This window comes from Herbiconiux sp. L3-i23 (assembly GCF_023734115.1).
Classification (GTDB): domain Bacteria; phylum Actinomycetota; class Actinomycetes; order Actinomycetales; family Microbacteriaceae; genus Naasia.
On sequence record NZ_AP025737.1, the window covers coordinates 626,672 to 649,579 of the forward strand.

The window sequence follows — 22,908 nt, forward strand, 5'->3', positions numbered from 1 at the left end:
CACGCAATGACTGTGACCCAAGAGCAGGCCGACTGGTTCCGCGGCGCCTTCGACAGCCTCGTCGAGAACATCGACCAGGCGATCCTCGGAAAGCGCGAGGTCATCCGACTGGTCGTCACCACCCTGCTCTCCGACGGCCACATGCTGCTCGAGGACTTCCCCGGCACCGGCAAGACGGTGCTCGCGAAGGCGCTCGCCAACACGATCGACGGCACCCACAGCCGCATCCAGTTCACCCCCGACCTGCTGCCCTCCGACGTGACCGGCGTCACGATCTACGACCAGGGCAAGGGCGTCTTCGAGTTCCACAAGGGGCCGATCTTCGCCTCGGTGGTGCTCGCCGACGAGATCAACCGGGCGAGCCCCAAGACGCAGAGCGCCCTGCTCGAGGTCATGGAGGAGGGCGTCGTCACGGTCGACGGCGTCGGCCACTCGGTCGGCGCGCCGTTCATGGTCATCGCCACCCAGAACCCGGTCGAGCAGGCGGGCACCTACAAGCTGCCCGAGGCGCAGCTCGACCGATTCCTGATGAAGACCTCGCTCGGCTACCCGGACCACCGCACCGCGGTGTCGCTGCTGCTCGACTCCTCGAACCGGGCTCGCGCATCGAAGGTGACCCCGATCATCGCGGGCAGCTCGATCGTGTCGATGATCCAGCTCGCGAACGACGTGCATGTCGACGCGTCGGTCATGGAATACGTGAGCGAGATCGTCTCGGCCACCCGAGTCGACAAGGACGTGCAGCTCGGCGTCAGCATGCGCGGCGCCCTGTCGCTCGCGCGCGCGATCAAGACCTGGGCGATCGCAGCGGGCCGCACGTACGCGACGCCCGACGACGTGCGCGACCTCGCCGTCCCCGTGCTCGCGCACCGCATCATCCTCGACCCCGAGTCGGACTTCGCGGGGGTCACCGCGGCCGACGTGGTCTCCCGCATCCTGGTCGACATCGCGCCCCCGGTGACCCGCGCGGCATGACGACGACCGCCCCCTCCACCGAGGGCGTCGCCCCCGCCGAGGGGGAGGCGCCGGTCCGCGCCCGCGTCCGGTCGCGCAACCGTCCGCGACGTCGTCCGCGCGCCCGCCGGACGCCCGTCCGCGACTCGGCTCCGATCCGCGCGCTGCACGGACCCGTCGTCCTCGTCACCTCCCTGCTACGCGCGGTCGGACGCGTGCTGCACCCGATCGTCACGACCGTCAGCCCCCTCGGCTGGGTCGTCGTCGCCGCGACGGTCGCCTCGCTGGCCGCGGGCTTCGTGCTCGGCTGGCAGGAGCTCGTCTATCTCGGTCTGACCCTCGCCGCCGGCCTCGTCGTCGCAAGCCTGTTCCTCCTCGGCAGCAGCGACTACGACGTCGACATCGAGCTCGCCCCGCACCGCGTCGTCGCGGGGGAGCGGGCGCTCGGCCGGCTGGTCGTCACCGGACGCAAGCGCCGTTCCGCCCCGACCCGCATCGAGCTGCCGGTGGGCAAGGGTCTCGCCGAGTTCATCATCCCGGGCGTCGCGGCGGGCCAGGAGCACGAGGAGCTCTTCGCCGTGCCCACCAACCGGCGCGCGGTGATCGTCGCCGGCCCTGCCGTGTCGGTGCGCGGCGACCAGCTGGGACTCATCCGCCGCGTGCTGCGCCTCACCGAACGGGTCGAGCTGTTCGTCCACCCCGTCACCACCCGGCTCGACTCGAGCGTCGCCGGCCTCGTCCGCGACCTCGAGGGCGAGACCAGCAAGAAGATCACCAACAACGACATCTCCTTCCACGCCCTCCGCGCCTACGAGCCGGGCGACGACCGGCGGTACGTGCACTGGCGCACCTCCGCCCGCACCGGTCAGCTGATGGTGCGCCAGTTCGAGGAGACCCGCCGCTCGCAACTGGCGATCGTGCTCGCCACCGACCGCCGCTACTACCAGGACGACGACGAGTTCGAGCTCGCCGTGTCGGTCGCGGCATCGCTCGGCGCGCAGGTCATCCGCGACGGCACCCGCGTCGACATCGTCACTGAGCAGCTGCCGCTGCGCACCCGCAGCGTCACCGCCATGCTCGACGACTCCTGCCGCATCGAGATGACCGACGCCCCCCTCTCGGCGCGTGACTCGATCCGCGCGGCGACCAGCAGGCTCGCGAAGCCCAGCGTCGCCATGGTGATCGGCGGCTCGAGGTTCGAGGTGGGCGACTTCCGCTCCATCGAGGTGCTCTACGGGCTCGACACGCAGACCGTCGGGTTCCGCATCGACGCGAGCGAGCCGTCGCGCATGATGTCGGTCTCCGGCCTCGAGATCCTCTCCGTCGCCGCCCTCGCCGACCTGCCCCGCCTGGTGAGGAGGGTCACATGATCGCGCAGACCCCCGCTGAGCAGGATGAGCGCCCGAGCGTCCGGCCCACCTCGCGCACCTGGACCGACATCGCGGTCCTCGCGTCGCTCGCCGCGATCGGCATGGTCGGTCTCACCACCTCCTTCGCCGACTCGCTTTACCTCGTCGCCGGCATCGGCGGAATCGTGGTCGGGGCGGGGGCCGCGCTGCTCGGCTACCTCCTGCGCTGGCCGGTCGTCACCACCGTGCTCGGCGCGATCGTCGCGTACTTCCTGTTCGGCAGCGCGGTCGCGATGCCGAACGAGGCGCTCTTCCTCGTCGTGCCGAGCCTGCAGACCCTGTCCGGTCTCGCCGTCGGGGCGGTGTTCGGCTGGGCCGACCTCGTGACCCTGCGGGCGCCCGTCGAACTGCCCTACTACGTCACCGCGGTGCCGTACGTGTCGGGATGGCTCGTGATGCTGGTGAGCGTCACGCTCGCCCTCCGGTGGTTGCCCGGCCGTGGAGGAGCTTTCCGCTCCGCCCTCGTGCTGCTCGGCCCGCTCGCCCTCTACGTGGTGGGGGTGCTGCTCGGCACCGAGCAGCCGTTCCTCGCCGGGATCCGCGGCGTCGCGTTCGCGGCGATCGCGCTCATCTGGCTCAGCCGGCGGCGCCGCGACTCCGCGCGCGTCGCGTCCGCCGCGAACGCCGCGGTGCGTCGTCGCCGCCTCGTGGGTACCGCCGTCGTGGTCGGCTCGGCCGTCGTATTGGGCGGAGCCGGCGGACTGCTCCTCGCGCCGCCGGTCGACGCCCGCTACGTGCTCCGCGACGAGATCCAGCCGCCGCTCGAGCCGCTCGACTACCCGAGCCCGCTCGCCGGGTTCCGCATCTACACGAAGGACCTCGACGAGACGGACCTCTTCACCGTCGACGGCCTCGCCGAGGGCGAGCGGGTGCGGATCGCGACGATGGACAGCTACGACGGCGTCATCTGGGATGTCGCGGGCGCCGAGGAGAGTAGCGACGGGTCGGGCGAGTTCAGTCTCGTCGGCCGCACCGTCCCCGTGCCCGTCGACGCCGAGGACGGCCGACGGGTGCAGCTCGACGTCTCGGTCAGCGGGTACGACGACGTCTGGCTGCCCGACATCGGCTACGCGACCGACTTCGGGCTCGACCGGGCGGCCCTCGCCGACCTGCGCTACAACTCCTCGACGGGCACCGCGGTGCTCACCTCCGGGGTCTCGGACGGCCGCGACTACTCCGTCGCCGCGCTCGTCCCCCAGCCGCCCGCTGACACGGACCTCGTCGACACGCCCGTCGCCACGATCCAGCTCGCCCCCGTCGAGAACGTTCCCGACATCGTCACCGCGAAGGCGCTCGAGTTCTCGGGCGCCGCGACGACACCGATCGAGAAGCTGCGGAACATCGAGACGGCGCTGAAGACGGGCGGGTACCTCAGCCACGGCACAGCCTCCGACTCGGCGCCCTCGCGCGCCGGACACGGCGCCGACCGCATGACCGATCTGCTCACCCTCGACCCGATGGTGGGTGATCAGGAGCAGTACGCGTCGGCGTTCGCGTTGATGGCGCGCAGCCTCGACTACCCGGCCCGCGTGGTGATGGGCTTCGCGCCCGAGGTCCCCGCCGAGGGCGGACCCGTCACCGTGACCGGCGGCGACGTGACCGCATGGGTCGAGGTCGCCTTCGACGGTGTCGGCTGGATCTCGTTCGACCCGACACCCGACGACACCGACGTGCCGCAGAGCCAGGTGCCGCGGCCGCAGACCGAGCCCCAGCCCCAGGTGCGCCAGCCTCCCCGCGCGGAGAACGAGCAGGAGGACCTCGTCAACCCGACCGACGTCGAGGACAACGACGAGGACGAGGACCGGCCCTTCGTGCTGCCGGGCTGGGTGCTCGTACTCGCACTGTCGCTGCTGATCCCGCTGCTGATCATCGTGGTGCCGCTCGTCATCGTCGCGCTGATCAAGCGCCGCCGTGAGCGCAAGCGCCGGTCGCAGGGCTCGGGGGACGACCGGGTCGCCGGCGCCTGGGCCGAACTGCTCGACCGGTACGCCGAGCTCGGCTACCCGATCCCCGAGAAGCTGACGAGGCCGCTCACCGCCCGCGAGCTCGAGAACACCGTCGTCGGGGCCGAAGCCGGGTCGCTCGTAGGCCTCGCGCACCGTGCCGACGACGCCGTCTTCTCCGGACGCAGCATCGACGACGCCGCCGCCGAGCAGGTGTGGACCGAGGCCCTCGGCGCCGCCGAGATCGCCCGCGCCGCCGCGAGCGGAGCACGACGACTGCGCAGCCGATACCGACTCCGGTCGCTCGCCGACCGGTACCGCGCACTGGTGCGCCGCGCCGAACGGTCGGGCGACGCACGAGACACACGACGAGGGGATCGCGCGTGAGACTCAAGCTGGCTCTGACGAGGCCGAACGGCGGCACCACCGACGTGGTCGTCACCGCCGACGCGAACGCCACCGTCGGCGAGATCGCCGAGACGCTGCTGCGCAGCGATCCCGAGCCCGGCGTCGACATCGATTTGCCCCGCGTCGGAGACCGCCAGCGCGAACTCGACGCGCACACCCTCTCCGTCGCGGCCCCCGCTCAGCGCGGCGGCGTGGTGCTCGCCCCCGACCTGCCGATCGCCGATGCGGCGGTCGCGAGCGGCGCCACCGTCACCGTCGTCCCCGTCTCGGGCGACCGGGGCGGCGCGCCGACCGGGCCCGTGCTGGCCGTCGTCCGCGTCGTCGACGGACCCGACCGCGGCACCGAGTTCCCGATCCGCCGCGGCAGCTCCGTGATCGGCCGCGACGAATCGTGCGAGATCGTGCTGCACGACTCGCTCGTGTCGAAGCGGCACGCGCGCATCGACGTCACCCGCACCGTCGACGTCGTCGACCTCAACTCGGCCAACGGCGTCGTCGTCGACGGCGACGAGGTCTCCCGCGTGAGCCTCACCGAAGGGCAGACCGTCCTGATCGGCGGCACGACGCTGCGCGTGCAGCAACTCTCGGTCGACGACGCGCCGGTGCGCGAGGTCTCGAGCCGGGCCGTCTCCTTCACCCGGTCGCCCACCGTCGAACGCCGCTACCCCGGCACCGAGTACGACGGCCCCGAGGTGCCGAAGGAGCTCGACTCGCTGCCGTTCCCGTGGATCGCGTTCTTCGCGCCGCTGGTCGCCGGCATCGCGCTCTACCTGTTCCTGCGCAATCCGTTCACCCTCGTGTTCGTCGCGCTCGCCCCGGTCATCATGCTCGGCACCTACCTCGGGCAGCGCAGCGCCGCGAAGCGCAAGCTGAAGAAGGCCATCGAGCGCTTCGACGCGAAACTGGAGCGCCTCGACGGCGTCCTCACCGAGGAGCGCGAGCGGGAGCGGTCGATCCGCGAGGACGAGGCACCCTCGACCGAGCGTCTGTTCGCAGAGGCGGGGAAGCTCGGCCCGCTGATGTGGTCGCGCCGCCCCGAGCACTGGTCGTTCCTCAACCTGCGACTCGGCACCGGCACCGCACCGAGCCGCAACACCGTGAAGGCGCGCGAGCGATTCGACGGCATCCCCGAGTTCCAGGAGCGGCTCGACTCCCTCGTCGAGCGCTACCGGCTGATCGACCGCGTGCCCGTCGTCGAGAGCTTCGTCGACGCCGGCGCGATCGGCGTCGCGGGAGCCGAGACGGTGTCCGCCCCCGCTGTCAATGCGCTCGTCGCCCAGCTCGCCGCCCTCTACTCGCCCGCCGAGCTGGCGATCGGCGCGATGGTCGGCCCCACGTGGGGCGAGAAGCTCGACTGGATGAAGTGGCTGCCGCACGTCGGATCGCCCCAGTCGCCGCTCGAGGGCGTGCACCTCGCCGACTCCGCGACGACCGGCACCGCGATGCTCGCCCGGCTCGAGCAGATCGTCGCCGAACGACTCGAGTCGAAGCGCCCCAAGGAGCGCACCGGGGCTCGCGGTCCCCTCGACCCCGAGGACTCGGTGATGCTCCGCGGCGCGGCGCCCGCGGAGGCGGAGATCGACCTGCGCCCCGAGCCGCCCTGCCTGCTCGTGCTCATCGCCGACGAGGCGCCCGTCGACCGTGCCCGCCTCATCGCCCTCGTGGAGCGCGCCGCCCTCGCGGGCGTCCTGCCCGTCTGGATCGGCCCGTCGGTCGACGCGCTGCCCGCCGGGTGCCGCACGTACCTCGCGCTCACCGGTGCGGGCACCGGTCGTGTCGGTTACGTGCGCACCGGTGAGACCGTCGACGCCGTCGAGATCGCGCAGCTCGAGCAGACCGCAGCCCGTGAGTACGCCCGCTCGCTCGCCGCGGTCGCCGACGCCGGCGCTCCGCGCACCGACGAGAGCGACGTCCCGCGCGCGGTGTCCCTCGTGAGCCTGCTCGGCGCCGACCTCGCCCGCTCATCCGACGCCGTGCTCGAACGCTGGCGCGAGAACGACTCGCTGCTCGACCGTCGTCCGGGCGTCACGCAACGTCCTCGCCGAGCCGGCAAGCTGCGCGCCCTCGTCGGCCAGGGCAGCGTCGACGCGATGCACCTCGACCTGCGCACCCAGGGCCCGCACGCCCTCGTCGGCGGCACCACCGGATCCGGCAAGAGCGAGTTCCTGCAGTCGTGGGTGCTCGGCATGGCCGCCGAGTACAGCCCCGACCGGGTCACCTTCCTGCTCGTCGACTACAAGGGCGGATCCGCGTTCGCCGACTGCGTGAACCTCCCGCACGCCGTCGGCCTCGTCACCGACCTCGACCAGCACCTGGTCCGCCGTGCACTCACCAGCCTCCGGGCGGAGCTGCGCTACCGCGAGCACGTCCTCAACCTCAAGAAGGCGAAGGACCTGCTCGACCTCGAGAAGCGCGGCGACCCGGACACGCCGCCGGCCCTCGTCATCGTGATCGACGAGTTCGCCGCTCTCGCGGGCGAGATCCCGGAGTTCGTCGACGGCGTCGTCGACATCGCCCAGCGCGGACGCTCGCTCGGGATCCACCTGATCATGGCGACCCAGCGGCCGGCGGGTGTCATCCGCGACAACCTCCGCGCGAACACCAACCTGCGCATCGCCCTGCGGATGGCCGACGAGTCGGACAGCTCCGACGTGCTCGGCGACCCCGTCGCGGCCGGCTTCGACCCGGCGATCCCCGGCCGTGCGGTCGCGAAGACCGGGCCGGGGCGCCTCACCACCTTCCAATCCGGCTACGCCGGCGGCTGGACGAGCGAGGACGCCGAACCCGCCAGCATCGAGATCGCGAGCCTCGGCTTCGGCGCCGAGCGGCCGTGGGAGCGTGCCGACGACGGCACTGACATCGTCGCCGCGGAGCCCGGGCCCACCGACATCGCCCGTCTCGTGGCCGCGCTCCGCGCCGCGGCGTCGGGAGCCCAGGTTCCGCCGCCGCGCAGGCCGTGGCTGCCCGAGCTCGCTGCGAGCTACGACGTGGGGCTGCTGCGCCAGCGCACCGACGCGGAACTGCTCATCGGCGTCGCGGACGACGCGTCGACGCAGAGCCAGTACCCCGTCTACTTCCGCCCCGACACCGACGGCAACATGGCGGTGTACGGCGCGAGCGGCACCGGCAAGAGCGTCGCGCTGCGCACCCTCGCCGTCGCCGCCGCGATCACCCCGCGCGGCGGCCCGGTCGAGGTTTACGGCGTCGACTTCACCTCGGGCGGGCTCAGCATGCTCGAGGGGCTGCCGCACGTCGGCGCGATCATCGCGGGCGATGACACCGAGCGCATCGCCCGGCTCTTCGCCCGGCTGACGGCGATCATCGACGAGCGCGCCCAGCGGTACGCGTCGGTACGCGCGGGCGACATCCGCGAGTACCGGCGCCTCGCCGAGCAGCCCGACGAACCGCGCATCCTGCTGTTCATCGACGGCATGGCGGCGTTCCGGCAGGAGCACGAGTTCGCCACCACGAAGTCGTTCGCCCTGTTCCAGCAGATCATCTCCGACGGACGCAGCGTCGGCGTGCACGTCGTCGTCACGGCCGACCGTCCGGCGACGATCTCGCCGTCCGTTGCGGCGTCGATGCAGCGCAAGCTCGTGCTGCGGCTCACCGACGACACCGATTACGCGACCGTCGACGCCCCGGTCGACGTGCTCGGGTCGGGGTCCCCTCCCGGACGCGGAGTTCTCGACCAGCTCGAGGTGCAGGTCGCGGTGCTCGGCGGCACCAGCAACACCGCCGAGCAGGCGCGCTCGATCGAGCGTCTCGCCACCACGCTGCGCGCCCGCGGCGTCCGCGAGGCGCCGCCCGTGCTGCGGCTGCCGTCCGACATCGCCCTTGAAACGATCCAGGGCAGCACGCCGGGGCTCCTGCCGGTCGGTGTCGAAGACGAGTCGCTCGCCCCGATCGGCGTCGAAGCCGAGGGCGTGCTGATGATCTCTGGTCCTCCGGGCAGCGGACGCAGCACCACCCTCGAGACGCTCATCCGCGGACTCGCCGCGGCGGGCGACCGCGAGATCCACTACCTCGGCACGGCTCGCTCGCACATCGGGCGGCTGCCGCAGCTCGCCTCCGCGGCGACGGGCGTCGACGACGTCCAGGCCGCCGCGGTGACGCTCGCCGCGGCGGTGGCGGAGGGACGCACGGGGCTCGTCGTCGTCGTCGAATCGCTCGCCGACTTCCTTTCCACCCCGGCGGACGCGGCCCTCGTCGCGCTGTTCAAGGCGCTGAAGCGCAGCGACAACCTGCTCGTGGCCGAGTCGGAGACGAGCACCTGGGCGTCCTCCTGGCCGCTTCTGCTGGAGGTGAAGAGCGCGCGGCGCGGAATCGCGCTGCAGCCCGACCAGAGCGAGGGCGACCTGCTCTTCCGCACCAGCTTCCCGCGGGCGAAGCGGTCGCAGTTCCCCGTCGGTCGCGGCTACCTCGTGGCGGGAGGCAAGACGGCGCTCGTGCAGGTCGCGCGAACGACCGGGGCGGCGGACGGGTAGTCCTCCCCATCGCGTCCGGCCGAGGGTCTTCCTTAGGCTGGCAACCACCAGGGGGACACGGGTTCCTCGAGACGAAAGGACAGTTCAATGGCAGATTGGATCGGACAGAACCCCGACGAGGTCAACGACCTGGCGGCGCTCTTCGACACGAAGGCGGGGGAGCTCGAGTCGCTCGTCCAGGCGATCAGCGCGAAGCTGGCCGGCACCACCTGGCAGGGCCCCGACCGCACCCGCTTCGAGACCCAGGACTGGACCAACATCCAGACCAACCTCAACCAGGCCGCCCAGGTGCTCCGCGACACCGGAACGGTCGCGCGCAACAACGCCACCGAGCAGGTCAACGCCTCGGCCTGATCCGAGCTCGTCAGGGGGCGGGCGACCGCCCCCTGAGCAGCACGAAGCATCACCAGCCGTTCGCAAGGGGAGAGGGACATGTCGGAAGCGTCGATGAACAGCGCTGCGGCGGCGATCCGCAGCGCGCAGGCCACGATGGCCGGCGCGATCAGTTCGCTGACGCAGGCGACGACATGGTCCGGCGCCGACTCCGACCGGTTCGAGCGCGACTGGCGCGACCAGGTGTCGACGCCCCTGCTGAACGCTGCGGCCACCATCGATGGTGCCCGCTTCACCGAGATCGGAGGCGGCTCGTGAGCAAGCTCGGCATGTCACCGTCGTCGGTGCGCGCGCAGGCGGCGATCATCCGCGCCCAGCTCGGCGCGCTCGACGACGCGGCGCACATCGCGAGCACCGCGCGGGCGCAGGGCTACAACCCGAGCGGGTGGGGCCTGCAGGACGGCGACCGCGTGCTCTCGCCCGGCGCCCTCGCGTCGGTGGGCACCGCGTACACGACCATCATCGAGGCGAAGGCCGCCGCCGAGCGGCTGCTGGCCACCCTCGAGGCGCAGATCGCCGAGCAGGAGCAGGCGAGCGGCGTCGTGTTCGGCGGACCAGGATCGACCGGCCCCGGCGGGGTCACCCCCACGAACCCCTTCGGCGGCAGCCAGGGATCGACGTCGACGAGCGGCCTCCCGGTCACCACGACAACGTCGAGATCAGGCGTCGTGGCCGAGAGCGAATCGGAGTTCAACCCGGGCGAATGGACCTTCGGCAGCAAGCCGTCGGCGAACCCGTTCGACCCGATGAAGCCGGCGGAGGAGAAGTACACCGTCGGCCTCGAGACCACGACCAGGGTCGGTGTGGGCGCCAGCGAGACCACGACCACCACCGACGGCAACGAGACCACCTCGACCGGCACCTCCAATTTCGCCGGGGTCACCGGCACGAACAAATCGGAGCTCGAGATCTCGGAGGACGAGATCAAGCTCTCCGGCGAGGCGAGCATCGGCATCGGCGCCGAGGCGAAGGCCGAGGCGAGCTACGAGAACGAGGAGCTCGGCATCTCGGCCGATGCCAACGCCTCGGCATCCGTCTCCGCGAAGGCGGAGGCCGGAGCCGAGATCGGCATCGACGAGAACGGCGACATGGTCGTCGGCCTCAGCGCCGGCGCGAGCGCCATGGCCACCGTCGCCGGCGCCGCCACCGCGACCGTCGGACCCATGACGCTGAGCGCCGAGGGCAAGGCCCAGGCGGGCGCCCGCGCCGAAGCCGAGGCCACCGCGACCATCGGTCCCGACGGCATCAGCGCCAAGGCGGGAGTCGACGCGTTCGCCGGTGCGGAGGCCGAGGGCAGCGTTTCCGGTGAGATCTTCGGCGGCGAAGCCCAGGCCACCGGCCGCGTCTACGCTGGGATCGGCTTCACGGCCGACGCCTCCGTGGAGATGACCGCCGACAACGTCTCGGTCAGCCTCGATCTCGGGGCCGCGATCGGTGTCGGCGCCGGATTCTCGGTCGACTTCAGCTTCAGTCCCGCCGAGATGGCCGACGACCTGTTCGGTCTGTTCGGCTTCTGACCCACGAGAGGATCATCCTGATGACCACACCCGTGTCCTTCCCGAGCGCCGCGTTCCCGGCGTTCCCCTCGGTGACACTGCAGGTGCCCGACGAGTGGCAGGCGATCAACGCGTACGGCTCGATCCTCGCCGTCGCCGAGCCCGTCGAGCCCGGGGCGTTCCGCAGCAACGTCGTCGTCGCGATCTCGCGCTTCGGCTCCGACTACGAGCTCCAGACCGCGGTCGACGCGGTGGTGAAGAAGTTCGGGGAGCAGCCCGACGTCGCGGTGCTCGGCCAGGAGGAGCGCCAGGTGCTCGGAGTCCCCGGCTTCCGGATGGAGGCGAGCTTCACCGCCGAGGGCGTCGGAACCCTCGTGCAGGCCATCCACCTCGCGGTCATCCGGTCCGGCTCGATGAGCGACCTCGTGCAGATCACCGGCAGCGCCGCGGGCGGGCAGGCTAAGCAGGTCTGGCCGACGATCCGCGCCATCCTCGACTCGGCCACGAACGAGGCGGGCGCATGAGTGTCTCGCGCGACCAACTGACCGCCGACCTGCTCGCCCTCAACAGCGACGACGTCCCGTTCGCCTTCGCGGCGTTCGACGGGGGAGTCGTCGGAGTGTGGGACTACGCCGACGCCAAGTGGGCGGGCTTCCTCTCCGCGGGCAAGATCGACCGCGACTACGAGCTGACCGTGAACCTGTACGACGACGGCACCTACACGCTGATCGATCGCACCAAGGACACCGAGACCCGCATCGACCGCAAGGGCTTCCACTACGAGTCGAACTCGTTCCGCGGCAACACCCGCAAGATCAGCTTCAACAAGTCGTTCGCACCCGTCGCCTCGGACCACGGCCAGGTGGGCAACACCTACGGGTGGAAGTTCGACACCGAGGAGATGAAGCAGCCGGTGCGGGAGGTCCTTCAGCGCGACGGGTGGACCGAGCGCAAGCGCAGCTTCCTCGACAAGGTGCTCGGACGAGGCTGACGCCCGCGCGGTGACGCTCGGCGACCGCCTCCTATAGTGGAGCGGTGAGCGAGCGCGGATTCATCACCCCGCCCCCGGGGCTCCTTCCCGAACCGCCGCAGCAGCCGGCGGCGGCTCCGGCCGCGGATCCGGAGCCGCGCACCGCGCTTCCGGTGTTCTTCCCGGCGCCTCCTGGTGCCGCGCCCATCGCCTCCGAACAGACCCTGTCGGAGGAGACCGCGACGGAGCAGACTGCTGCCGACCGGACCGTGGCTGAGCCCGTACCGGCGCTCATGGCGGGCGAGCTGACCGCCGCGGTGCCCGTCGCGGCACCCGAGCAGGCATTCGCTCCCGTCGCAGCGTCGTCATCGATCGCGTCCGGTGCGGAGTCGGGCTGGAGCGTCGAGCTCGAGGGCACCTCGGTCGGGCCTCTACCCGACGTCCTCGTCCTCGGACGCGCCCCGGTCTCGACCATCCCGGGCGCCCGCGCACTCGCGGTCACGGGCGGCGGAACGGTGTCGAAGACCCACGCCGTCATCCGCCGCGACGGGGACGCCGTCACCATCGAAGACCTCGGATCGACGAACGGCACGGCGGTGGAAGTCGACGGCGCCCGCATCCTCCTCACCCCCAACCAGCCCTACCGCCTCGAACGCTCGGCCGACCTCTGGCTCTCCCAAGCACGAGTCACCCTCCGCACCCCGCCCGCCCGTTGAGCGAAGCGATACGAAGGCCCCACCTCTCACCCGGTCGCTGAGGAGGCCCGCCAGGGCCGTCGCGATGCGAAGTTCGCCTCGGCCGCCTCCGATTCGGCCTGTCACCATGAATGCATGTCCCGCCTGAGGAAGTCTTCGCTCTCCTATTGGCTCTGGGGCGTCTGTATCGTCGCGGCGGGGATTCTGCTGCTCGGACGCTCGGCGCTGGGCTGGCCCGAATGGACCGCGGTCGCCTCGCCCGCTTTGATCGTGATTGGTTCCCTCATTGGGTTCCGATACTTGTGGCTGCAGTCCAAACGATCGAGCGGCGCAGACCAGCCGCCCGCCCGTTGAGCGAAGCGATACGAAGGGCTCATTTCTCCCCTGGTCGCTGAGGAGGCCCGCCAGGGCCGTCGCGATGCGACATCGCCCCCGCCCCGCGCAGCGATACGAAGGCGCCACCCCTAACCCGGTCGCTGCCGACCCCGCAGTGCGCCCGCTACGCTTCGACGATCAGCGATTGGTGAGGACGGGCGATCGTGACACTCGGGCAGGCGATTGTCGTGGTGCTCCTGCTGGTGTTCGCAGGCGCTTTCGTCCTCGGCTTGACGATCGTGATCCGAGACGTGCGACTGGTCGTGACGGGCGCGGAGGTGATACGCCCGCGGACAGGCGTGATCTCGTTTTTCCTCGTCTTCCTGATCGTGTCCATCGTCACGGGGGTCCACACGTTGATACAGGGGGTGATCGGTCGATGATCACGTACAGCTGGTTGATCCTCGCGGGTGCCGGATCGATCGCTCTTGCGCTTTCCTATTTGCTCTATGCGCGTGCGAATCCGACGCAGAAGATTCCGTGGGCGAGTCAGCCGAGGGGTGGTGGTGCGCTTCAAGGCGGGCTCCGCTTCGCCGGTTCGTTCGTTCTTCTCTTCGGGGTGCTGATGTTCGGAACGGCGATGGCATCGCCTTGGCTTTCAGCAGGGGTCCTGCTGCTCGCCTACGTACCGGCATTCGTTGCCATCGTGGTCTGCAATCGTCTCGCTGGTGCTCGTCAAGACACGAGCGACGATGTCGACCGCGACGGGGCAGCGGGATAGAGCCCTTCGTATCGCTGTGCTCAACGGGCGGGCGGGGGCGGCAGTGGTATCGTGTGCGGATGCTTTCCGCGCAGGCGCTTCTTAGTCGCCGCGACGAGGTCTGAGTCCACAGTCCTCCCTCGTCGCGGAGTCCGCCCTGGGCTGATACATCCGACAAGGAGATCAACGAAGCAATGGACAGCACGAACGCCGGCGACGCCCTGGCACTGCGTGGACGCACGCTCGCCGAGAAGGTGTGGGACGACCACCTGGTGAAGAAGGGTGAGAACGGCGAGCCCGACCTCATCTACATCGACCTCCACCTCGTGCACGAGGTCACCAGCCCGCAGGCCTTCGACGGGCTCCGCCAGGCCGGCCGTCCCGTGCGTCGGCCCGACCTGACGATCGCGACCGAAGACCACAACACTCCGACCGTCAACATCGACAAGCCGATCGCCGACCTCACGAGCCGCACGCAGATCATGACGCTGCGCTCCAACGCCGAGGAGTTCGGTGTCCGCCTGCACTCGCTCGGCGACGTCGAGCAGGGCATCGTGCACGTCGTCGGCCCCCAGCTCGGACTCACCATGCCGGGCATCACCGTCGTCTGCGGCGACTCGCACACCTCGACCCACGGCGCGTTCGGCGCGATGGCGTTCGGAATCGGCACCAGCGAGGTCGAGCACGTGCTCGCCACCCAGACGCTGCCGCTGAAGCCGTTCAAGACCATGGCGATCACCGTCGAAGGCGAGCTGCGCCCCGGCGTGACAGCGAAGGACATCATCCTCGCCGTCATCGCGAAGATCGGCACCGGCGGCGGCCAGGGCTATGTGCTCGAGTACCGCGGCAGCGCCATCCGCAGCCTGTCGATGGACGGCCGCATGACGATCTGCAACATGTCGATCGAGGCGGGTGCCCGCGCCGGCATGGTCGCCCCCGACCAGACGACGTTCGACTACCTGAAGGGCCGCCCGCACGCGCCGGAAGGCGCCGACTGGGACGCCGCCGTCGAGTACTGGCAGACCCTCGCCACCGACGACGACGCGGTGTTCGACGCCGAAGTATTCCTCGACGCGAATGAGCTCGAACCGTTCGTCACCTGGGGCACCAACCCCGGCCAGGGCGTCTCGCTCTCCGACGCCGTGCCCGACCCGGCTGCGATGACCGATCCGCACGAGCGCGCCGCCGCCGAGCGCGCCCTCACCTACATGGACCTCGAGGCCGGCACCCCGCTCAAGCAGATCGCCGTCGACGCGGTCTTCATGGGCTCCTGCACCAACAGTCGCATCGAGGACCTCCGCGCCTTCGCATCCATCGTCAAGGGGCAGAAGAAGGCCGACGGCGTGCGCGTCATGGTCGTCCCGGGCTCGGCCCGGGTGCGGCTCGAAGCCGAGGCCGAGGGCCTCGACAAGGTGTTCGAGGAGTTCGGCGCCGAGTGGCGCTTCGCCGGCTGCTCCATGTGCCTCGGCATGAACCCCGACCAGCTCGCCCCGGGCGAGCGCTGCGCCTCGACCAGCAACCGCAACTTCGAGGGCCGACAGGGCAAGGGCGGACGCACCCACCTGGTCTCGCCGCTCGTCGCCGCGGCGACCGCCATCCGCGGCACCCTGTCGAGCCCGTGGGACCTCGAGAACGGATCCGCCGTCCGCGACACCGCCTCGGAGGTGTCCGCGTAATGGAGAAGTTCACCCGTCACACCGGCATCGCGGCCCCGCTGCGCCGCTCCAACGTCGACACCGACCAGATCATCCCCGCCGTCTTCCTGAAGCGGGTCACGAAGACCGGCTTCGAGGACGCGCTCTTCCACGGCTGGCGCCAGGATCCCGACTTCGTGCTCAACCAGCCGCAGTACCAGGGCGCCTCGATCCTCGTCACCGGACCCGACTTCGGCACCGGCTCGTCGCGCGAACACGCCGTGTGGGCTCTCAGGGACTTCGGATTTCAGGTCGTCCTCAGCCCCCGCTTCGGCGACATCTTCCGCGGCAACTCAGGCAAGCAGGGCCTCGTCACCGGCGTCGTCGACGAAGCCGACATCGAACGCCTCTGGGCGCTCATGGAGCAGAACCCGGGAATAGCGGTTACCGTCGATCTCGTTGACAAGAGCGTCACCGCCGGTGACCTCACGGTTTCGTTCGACATCGACGACTACACGAGGTGGAGGTTGCTCGAAGGGCTCGACGACATCGCGTTGACAATGCGCGACGAGGAGAGCATCTCTGAGTACGAGAGCCGCCGGGAGAGCTGGCGGCCGAAGACGCTTCCGGCTCGACGCTGACAAGCACCTCTCCTCTACAAGAGACACCTAACGCAAGGAATGCCAGTGCCAGACACCGCATCGATCCGACTCGTCACCGATGCCCGCAAAGCAGGAGAGCGTGTGGGCATGAACATCGACTCGTTGACCATCGACGGCGGTATCCCGTTGACCGGACGCATCCAGGTCCGCGGTGCGAAGAACCTCGTCACCAAGGCGATGGTCGCGTCGCTGCTCGGTGAGAGCGAGAGCCTGCTGCGCGGTGTGCCCGACATCTCCGACGTCCGCGTCGTGCGCGGACTCCTCGAGGTGCACGGCGTCTCCGTCAGCCACGGTGTCGAGTCGGGCGACCTGATCCTCGACCCGACCAACGTGCGTTCGGCGCACATGGCCGACATCGACGCGCACGCCGGATCGAGCCGCATCCCGATCCTGTTCTGCGGCCCGCTGCTGCACCAGCTCGGCGAGGCGTTCATCCCCGACCTCGGCGGATGCCGCATCGGCGACCGCCCCATCGACTTCCACCTCGACGCGCTCCGCAAGTTCGGTGCCGTCGTCGACAAGCTGCCGAGCGGCATCCACATCACCGCCCCCAACGGACTGACCGGCGCGACCATCGAGCTGCCGTACCCGAGCGTCGGCGCCACCGAGCAGGTGCTGCTCACCGCGACCCGCGCGAAGGGCACCACCGAGCTGCGCAACGCGGCGATCGAGCCCGAGATCATGGACCTCATCGCCATCCTGCAGAAGATGGGCGCCATCATCTCGGTCGAGCCGAACCGCGTCATCCTCATCGAGGGGGTCGACCGTCTCGACGGGTACACGCACCGCGCGATCTTCGACCGCAACGAGGCCGCGAGCTGGGCGTCGGCCGCGCTCGCGACCAAGGGCGACATCATGGTCGAGGGTGCCAAGCAGGAGCACATGATGACGTTCCTCAACGTCTATCGGAAGGCCGGCGGCAAGTTCGACATCTACGAGGACGGCATCCGGTTCTACCACCCGGGCGGCGAGCTGAAGCCCGTCGTCATCGAGACCGACGTGCACCCCGGGTTCATGACCGACTGGCAGCAGCCGCTGATCGTCGCGCTCACCCAGGCGACCGGCGAGTCGATCGTGCACGAGACCGTCTACGAGAACCGTTTCGGCTTCACCGACGCGCTCATCGAGATGGGCGCCGACATCACGGTGCACAAGAACGGACTCGACGGCACGCCGCGCCGTGTGCCGCGTCGCGACCTCGAGCAGGCCGCCGTCATCGTCGGCCCCACCCCGTTGCACGGCGCCGACATCGAGGTCCCCGACCTCCGCGGCGGATTCTCCCACCTGATCGCCGCGGTCACCGCCGATGGCCGGTCGCGGGTCAGCAACGTCGGCATCATCAGCCGCGGGTACGAGAACCTGCTCGAGAAGCTCGAGGCGCTCGGCGCGCGGTTCACCGCCGAGGGATGACGCGCGCCGCCACCCCGGGCGGTGACGATAATGGTTCTGTGCCACGCAGCAGTCGCCCTTCACAGCGCAGCGAGCCCGCGGAGCCCGGTAAGCCCGAGAAGCGCAGCAAGCCGGAGAAATACTCGCCGTCCTGGTTCTGGCCACTCGGCGGAGTGCTCGTCCCGTTCATCCGGGCGACCACGAAGCTCCGCCTGCGAGGAGTCGAGAACGTGCCCGAAACGGGTGCGTTCGTGCTGTCGCCGAACCACTTCACGAACATCGACCCGGTGATCATCGCGGTCGCGCTGTGGCGGATCGGCCGTGCACCGCGCTTCCTGGCGAAGGCGTCGCTCTTCAAGGTCCCGGTGCTCGGGGCGGCGTTGCGCGTCACCGGACAGATCCCGGTCGAGCGCAGTGGCGTGACACGCAACGCGGTTCCGCTCGACTCCGCCGAGGCGCTCGTGCGCGAGCAGAAGGCGGTCATCATCTACCCGGAGGGCTCGCTCACCCGAGACCCCGACGTGTGGCCGATGCGCGGCAAGAGCGGAGCGGTGCGCGTCGCCCTCGAGCAGGGGATCGACCTCATCCCGGTCGCCCATTGGGGCGCGCAGGGGCTGCTTCCCCGCTACGGCAAGAAGCTGAAGCTGTTTCCGCGCACCAAGATCGACATCCTCTTCGGCGAGCCCGTCGATCTGTCGGCGTACCGCGGCAAGCCGATCGATCAGGCGTTGCTCACCGCCGCGACCGAGGTCGTGATGCAGAGCATCACCGGCCTGCTCGAGCAGTTGCGCGGCGAGAAGGCTCCCGCCGAGCGTTGGGATCCGAAATCCAAGGGACAGACCGAGACGGGGCGCTTTTGACCGACGGTGCGGTGCAGGACGGTTCGAATCCCGATGGTGCGGCTCAGGACGGCGCTGCTCAGGACGGCGGTGCGGTGACGCCCGCCGCGCGAGTGGCCGTGCTCGGTGCGGGCAGCTGGGGCACGACCTTCGCGAAGGTCCTCGCCGACGGCGGCGCCGATGTGGCGCTGTGGTCGCGACGTCCTGAACTCGCGACCGAGATCAACAGCGGCCGTCGCAACAGCCACTACCTGCCGGGCATCAACCTGCCGGCGGGTATCCGCGCCGACTCGCGCCTCGACGCGGTGCTCGACGGCGCCGAGCAGGTGTACGTGTCGGTGCCGAGCCAGGCGCTGCGCGGCAACCTCGAAGCCGTTCGAGGATCGCTCGCGAGCGGTGCGATCGTCGTCAGCCTCATGAAGGGCGTCGAACGCGAGACCGGGCTGCGGATGAGCGAGGTGCTCGCCGATGTGCTCGACCTCGACGCACGTCGCATTGCCGTCGCGTCGGGGCCGAACCTGGCGCTCGAGGTGGCGAAGGAGTGGCCGACCGCCGCGGTGGTGGCGTCGAGCGACACCGAGACCGCTCAGCTCGTCGCCCGCACCGCGACCAACGGCTACTTCCGCTCGTTCTTCAACACCGACGTGATCGGCACCGAGTTCGGCGGCGTGCTGAAGAACCTCATCGCCGTGGCGATCGGCATCGTCGACGGCGTCGGCTACGGCGAGAACACCAAGGCGTCGATCCTCACCCGCGGCCTCGCCGAGATGACCGACTTCGCCGAGGCGTTCGGCGCGCAACCCGGCACCATCGCCGGTCTCGCCGGGCTCGGGGACCTCATCGCCACCAGCGAGTCGCCCCTGTCGCGCAACAACATGGCGGGGCGGCTGCTCGGTCAGGGCTACGCGTTCGACGAGGTCGTCGCGTCGATGGAGCAGACGGCCGAGGGACTCGCATCGGTGCGTCCGGTGCTCTCGCTGGCCCGCGAGCGCGGCATCGACATGCCCATCGTCGAACAGGTGGCGCAGGTGCTCGACGGTACGCTCGACCCGAAGGACATCGCGCCTCACCTCACGACCGACCCCGATCTCCCGCTAGGAGAGTGACCGGCCATGGCTGACCGCCTTCGCCTCGTTCTGCTGTTCGGCGGACGTTCGAGCGAGCACTCCATCTCCTGCGCCACGGCCGGGGGCGTGCTCGGCGCCATCGACCGCGACCGCTACGAGGTGATCCCCGTCGGCATCACCCGCGACGGCGCTTTCGTGCTCGAAGACGACGACGCCGCCCGCTTCGCTCTCGACCCCGAGAAGCTGCCCGAGGTGCGCGACGACGGCACCCGGGTGCTGTGGCCCGAGTCCGCGAGGTCGCGCGAACTGCGGGTCATCGACGGGGGAGAGATCCGTTCGCTCGGCGACGTCGACCTGGTCTTCCCCATCCTGCACGGACCGTACGGCGAGGACGGCACGATCCAGGGTCTGCTCGAGCTCGTCGGCCTCCCGTACGTCGGAAACGGCGTGCTCGCCTCGGCGCTCGGCATGGATAAGCACTTCACCAAGACCGTCCTTCAAGGCGCCGGCATCGAGGTGGCCCCGTGGGTCACCGTGACCGCGGCCATGTGGGCTGCAGAGCCCGACCGGTGGCGTGCCTCGATCGGTGCGCTCGGCTACCCGCAGTTCGTGAAGCCCGCGCGGGCCGGATCGTCCGTCGGCGTGAGCCGGGTGACGTCGGCCGACGAGCTCGACGCGGCGCTCGCCGTCGCGTTCGCCGAGGACGACAAGGTGCTCGTCGAGCGGGGCATCGTCGGCCGCGAGGTCGAATGCGCCGTGCTCGGCGGCCTCGACGGCGGAGCCCCTCGCGTGTCGGTGCCGGGGGAGATCGTGATCAGCGGACGCGACTTCTACGACTTCGACGCCAAGTACCTGGGCGCCGACGGCATCGAGCTGGTCTGCCCGGCGGACATGCACGAGGGCGAGGTGGCTGAGATGCAGCGCATCGCGGCGCATGCGTTCGAGGCGATCGGCGGCGCCGGCCTCGCGCGGGTCGACTTCTTCCTCACCGGCGACGGCTTCGTGGTGAACGAGGTGAACACGATGCCGGGCTTCACCCCGATCTCGATGTTCCCCGCCTGCTGGATCGCGTCGGGCATGACCTACCCCGAACTCATCGACGACCTCATCGCCCAAGCCCTGTAGGGCGTTCCGGGCGAGCGCGCACGTTCCGATATTGCGGGCATAGACGCACGTTCCGGCGGGCGCACAAGCCCGGAGCGTACGTTCTCGGACCACCCGAACAGCGCCGAGCTACTCGCTCTCGGGGATCTCCACATCGGCGGCGCCCACGCACGCCCCATCGGCGGGCAGCAGGCCGACGATGCCGGACAGGTCGGTGAGCACGTCGGTGCCCGACGCTTTCTCCGAGTCGATGACGACCTCGGTGGTTGGCGTGCGGCCGTAGGTCGTGTACCGGTAGACCGGGGCGTCGGTCGAGTCCTCGACCCAGTCGACGCCGCTGATGCTGATGCACCGGTCGGTGGTGGGCCCGGGGGAGGCGACGCCGCAGCGCAGCAGAACGGATGCGGGTTCGCCCCACGCGCCCGTCGCCTGGGCGTTGGTCTCGCGCAGCGGCTGGTCGTCGAGGGTGTCCGGCAGGCGAACGCTCACCGCCGCGCAGTCCGGGTCGGCGGCGTTCTCGGCGGCCGTCATCGACACGGTGGGGGTGCACCCCGTGAGCGCGGCGACGAGGATCGTGCCGACGATCCCCGCGGAGAGAGAGATCAGCCGAAGGGGACGGGAGGGCACATCACAAGGGTAGTCGGCCCTCGCAGTCGCTAGCGTTGAGCCCGTGATCGAAGCATCGGACACCCTGGGCCGACAGGGCGAGGCGGCCGCGCTGCGGCGCATCATCCGCCGGCTTCCCGCCGCTGCCGACGCCGAGCTGGGGCCGGGCGACGACAGCGCCATCGTCGCCGCACCCGACGGCCGCTTCGTCGTCTCGACCGACCTGCTCGTGCACGGGCCCGACTTCCGACTGGCCTGGTCGATGCCGTACGACCTCGGCTGGAAGGCGGCCGCCAGCAACCTCGCGGACATCGCCGCGATGGGTGCGCGGCCGACCGCGCTGGTAGTCGCACTGGCCGCCCCGCTCGAGACGCCCGTCACCGATCTGGAGGCCATCGCCGATGGCCTCCGCGACGGCTGCGACGCTCTCGCGCCGGGCACGGGAGTGGTCGGCGGCGACCTGTCCGCGAGCGACACCCTGACCATCGCCGTGACCGTCTTCGGCGACCTGGAGGGGCGCCGTCCGGTGCTGCGCTCGGGCGCACGGCCGGGAGACGTCGTCGCCCTGCGCGGCGACCTCGGTCTCGCCGGGGCCGGGATCCGGCTGCTGTTCCGCGACGCCGTCGACGCCGAAGAGCGGCCCGACCGCGGCCGCTTCACCGACCTCGAGTCGACGCACCCCGAGCTCGTCCGCGCACAGCTGCGCCCGTCCCCGCCGATCGCCGCGGGAGTCACCGCGGGACTCGCGGGGGCGACCGCGATGCTCGATGTGTCCGACGGCCTGCTGATCGACGCGGCGCGCATCGCCGCGGCCAGCGGGGCGGGCATCGACTTCGAGTCCGCCGCGCTCGCCCCGTTCGCGAGCCGGATCGTGGCGCTCGCGCCGGACCTCGCCGACGAGGCGCCCGACCTCGTACTGTCCGGCGGAGAGGACCACCCTCTGCTCGCCGCCTTCTCTGCGGAGGACGTGCCGGAGGGGTTCGTCGTTCTCGGACGCGTGGTCGAGGGCGACACGGTGACGATCGACGGACGCGATCCGTCGCTCGCGCGCGGCGGCTGGGATCCGTTCGGCGATTGGAACGGCGCCGTCGGCTGAGCCGGCCGCTCCGACCTGAGTGCGCGAGTGTTGGGTCAGTCGGTCGTCGCGAAGTACACGGCCGTCTCGCCGTACTCGCGGGAGCGCTGCGGGTGGTAGCCGTCGGGCCAGGCCGGCGCAGGAGAGCGCGTGCTGCGCTCGAGTACGACCGTCGAGTCGGGGGCGAGGCGGGGCCCGAGGTGGGTGAGCACGGCCGCGATCTCCGCCTCGTCGACCTCGTAGGGCGGGTCGATGAAGACCAGATCCCATTCGGCGCTCGCGTGTTCGAGGAAGCCGAGCACAGGACGCGCGGCCACCTCGATGGACAGTGCGGACGGCGCGGGGGCAGCTTTCAGGACGATCTGCGCGTTGCGCCGGCACACCGTTGCCGCGTCGTGCGATCGGTCGACGAGCACGGCCGAGGTCGCCCCGCGGCTGACGGCCTCGAGACCGAGCGCCCCGGATCCGGCGTACAGGTCGAGCACCCGCGCCTCGTCGATCGCGTCCCGTGCGACGAGCGCGGAGAAGATGCCCTCGCGGGTCCGGTCGCTGGTGGGCCTCGTGCCGGAGCGGGGGACGCGCAGCGCGAGCGAGCCTGCGAAGCCGGAGATGATGCGGGTCATTGCGTCTAGAACACTACGTCCTCCCCCCATCCGCCTTCGCGAGCCAGGTCCCACGCGTGTTTCGGCGCGAGGGACGTGG

General features: G+C 70.6%; 21 protein-coding genes. 19 read left to right on the top strand and 2 right to left on the bottom strand.

Features of this window, described 5'->3' with window-relative positions; genetic code table 11:
* Positions 1-6 precede the first annotated feature (6 nt).
* The 18 genes from NGH83_RS02965 to NGH83_RS03050 all read left to right on the top strand — a co-directional run bounded on the left by NGH83_RS02965 (position 7) and on the right by NGH83_RS03050 (position 20,546).
* Complete coding sequence (locus tag NGH83_RS02965) at positions 7-975, top strand: MoxR family ATPase (protein WP_251857583.1); 969 nt, start codon at positions 7-9, stop codon at positions 973-975.
* Positions 972-2,324: a DUF58 domain-containing protein gene (locus tag NGH83_RS02970; RefSeq protein ID WP_251857584.1), complete on the top strand. Its 1,353-nt coding sequence runs from the start codon at positions 972-974 to the stop codon at positions 2,322-2,324. The genes NGH83_RS02965 and NGH83_RS02970 overlap by 4 nt, the downstream gene beginning before the upstream one ends.
* The gene (locus tag NGH83_RS02975; protein WP_251857585.1) at positions 2,321-4,693 is read left to right on the top strand and encodes a transglutaminase domain-containing protein; all 2,373 of its coding nucleotides are present in this window, start codon (positions 2,321-2,323) and stop codon (positions 4,691-4,693) included. The genes NGH83_RS02970 and NGH83_RS02975 overlap by 4 nt, the downstream gene beginning before the upstream one ends.
* Complete coding sequence (locus NGH83_RS02980) at positions 4,690-9,201, top strand: FtsK/SpoIIIE domain-containing protein (protein WP_251857586.1); 4,512 nt, start codon at positions 4,690-4,692, stop codon at positions 9,199-9,201. Before NGH83_RS02975 ends, NGH83_RS02980 begins: the two co-directional genes overlap by 4 nt.
* Positions 9,202-9,288: 87 nt before the next feature.
* Positions 9,289-9,555 (top strand): WXG100 family type VII secretion target, encoded by a 267-nt coding sequence (locus NGH83_RS02985; RefSeq protein ID WP_251857587.1) that lies wholly within the window; start codon positions 9,289-9,291, stop codon positions 9,553-9,555.
* Between the two features lie 78 nt (positions 9,556-9,633).
* A complete protein-coding gene (locus NGH83_RS02990; RefSeq protein ID WP_251857588.1) occupies positions 9,634-9,852 on the top strand; it encodes a hypothetical protein in 219 nt (72 codons plus the stop codon).
* Positions 9,849-11,111: a hypothetical protein gene (locus tag NGH83_RS02995; protein ID WP_251857589.1), complete on the top strand. Its 1,263-nt coding sequence runs from the start codon at positions 9,849-9,851 to the stop codon at positions 11,109-11,111. The genes NGH83_RS02990 and NGH83_RS02995 overlap by 4 nt, the downstream gene beginning before the upstream one ends.
* 20 nt (positions 11,112-11,131) lie before the next feature.
* Positions 11,132-11,614, top strand: coding sequence for a hypothetical protein (locus NGH83_RS03000; protein ID WP_251857590.1), 483 nt, complete (start codon positions 11,132-11,134; stop codon positions 11,612-11,614).
* Positions 11,611-12,081, top strand: coding sequence for a hypothetical protein (locus NGH83_RS03005; protein WP_251857591.1), 471 nt, complete (start codon positions 11,611-11,613; stop codon positions 12,079-12,081). Before NGH83_RS03000 ends, NGH83_RS03005 begins: the two co-directional genes overlap by 4 nt.
* 44 nt (positions 12,082-12,125) lie before the next feature.
* A complete protein-coding gene (locus NGH83_RS03010; RefSeq protein WP_251857592.1) occupies positions 12,126-12,776 on the top strand; it encodes an FHA domain-containing protein in 651 nt (216 codons plus the stop codon).
* Positions 12,777-13,294: 518 nt separating this feature from the next.
* Complete coding sequence (locus NGH83_RS03015; protein ID WP_251857593.1) at positions 13,295-13,513, top strand: hypothetical protein; 219 nt, start codon at positions 13,295-13,297, stop codon at positions 13,511-13,513.
* Positions 13,510-13,851: a hypothetical protein gene (locus NGH83_RS03020; protein ID WP_251857594.1), complete on the top strand. Its 342-nt coding sequence runs from the start codon at positions 13,510-13,512 to the stop codon at positions 13,849-13,851. The genes NGH83_RS03015 and NGH83_RS03020 overlap by 4 nt, the downstream gene beginning before the upstream one ends.
* Positions 13,852-14,024: 173 nt before the next feature.
* Positions 14,025-15,506, top strand: coding sequence for a 3-isopropylmalate dehydratase large subunit (leuC, locus tag NGH83_RS03025; protein ID WP_251857595.1), 1,482 nt, complete (start codon positions 14,025-14,027; stop codon positions 15,504-15,506).
* On the top strand, positions 15,506-16,105 hold the full coding sequence (gene leuD, locus NGH83_RS03030; protein ID WP_251857596.1) for a 3-isopropylmalate dehydratase small subunit: 600 nt from the start codon (positions 15,506-15,508) through the stop codon (positions 16,103-16,105). The genes leuC and leuD overlap by 1 nt, the downstream gene beginning before the upstream one ends.
* Before the next feature lie 108 nt (positions 16,106-16,213).
* Complete coding sequence (murA, locus tag NGH83_RS03035) at positions 16,214-17,536, top strand: UDP-N-acetylglucosamine 1-carboxyvinyltransferase (RefSeq protein WP_251858433.1); 1,323 nt, start codon at positions 16,214-16,216, stop codon at positions 17,534-17,536.
* Between the two features lie 38 nt (positions 17,537-17,574).
* Complete coding sequence (locus tag NGH83_RS03040; protein WP_251857597.1) at positions 17,575-18,375, top strand: 1-acyl-sn-glycerol-3-phosphate acyltransferase; 801 nt, start codon at positions 17,575-17,577, stop codon at positions 18,373-18,375.
* A 74-nt stretch (positions 18,376-18,449) separates the two neighbouring features.
* On the top strand, positions 18,450-19,460 hold the full coding sequence (locus NGH83_RS03045; RefSeq protein ID WP_251858434.1) for an NAD(P)H-dependent glycerol-3-phosphate dehydrogenase: 1,011 nt from the start codon (positions 18,450-18,452) through the stop codon (positions 19,458-19,460).
* Between the two features lie 6 nt (positions 19,461-19,466).
* Complete coding sequence (locus NGH83_RS03050; RefSeq protein WP_251857598.1) at positions 19,467-20,546, top strand: D-alanine--D-alanine ligase family protein; 1,080 nt, start codon at positions 19,467-19,469, stop codon at positions 20,544-20,546.
* Positions 20,547-20,654: 108 nt separating this feature from the next.
* On the opposite strand, the gene NGH83_RS03055 is transcribed toward NGH83_RS03050, so the two are convergent.
* Positions 20,655-21,152, bottom strand: a complete 498-nt coding sequence (locus NGH83_RS03055) for a DUF3515 family protein (protein ID WP_251857599.1) — start codon at positions 21,150-21,152, stop codon at positions 20,655-20,657.
* 43 nt (positions 21,153-21,195) lie between these two features.
* Between NGH83_RS03055 and NGH83_RS03060 the strand changes: the two genes are divergently transcribed.
* Positions 21,196-22,227 carry a thiamine-phosphate kinase gene (locus NGH83_RS03060; protein ID WP_251857600.1) on the top strand — a complete coding sequence of 344 codons (1,032 nt, stop codon included), beginning with the start codon at positions 21,196-21,198 and terminating at the stop codon, positions 22,225-22,227.
* A 35-nt stretch (positions 22,228-22,262) separates the two neighbouring features.
* On the opposite strand, the gene NGH83_RS03065 is transcribed toward NGH83_RS03060, so the two are convergent.
* Entirely contained in the window at positions 22,263-22,829 is a 567-nt protein-coding gene (locus NGH83_RS03065; protein ID WP_251857601.1) for an RsmD family RNA methyltransferase, read from the bottom strand.
* Between the last annotated feature and the right edge of the window lie 79 nt (positions 22,830-22,908).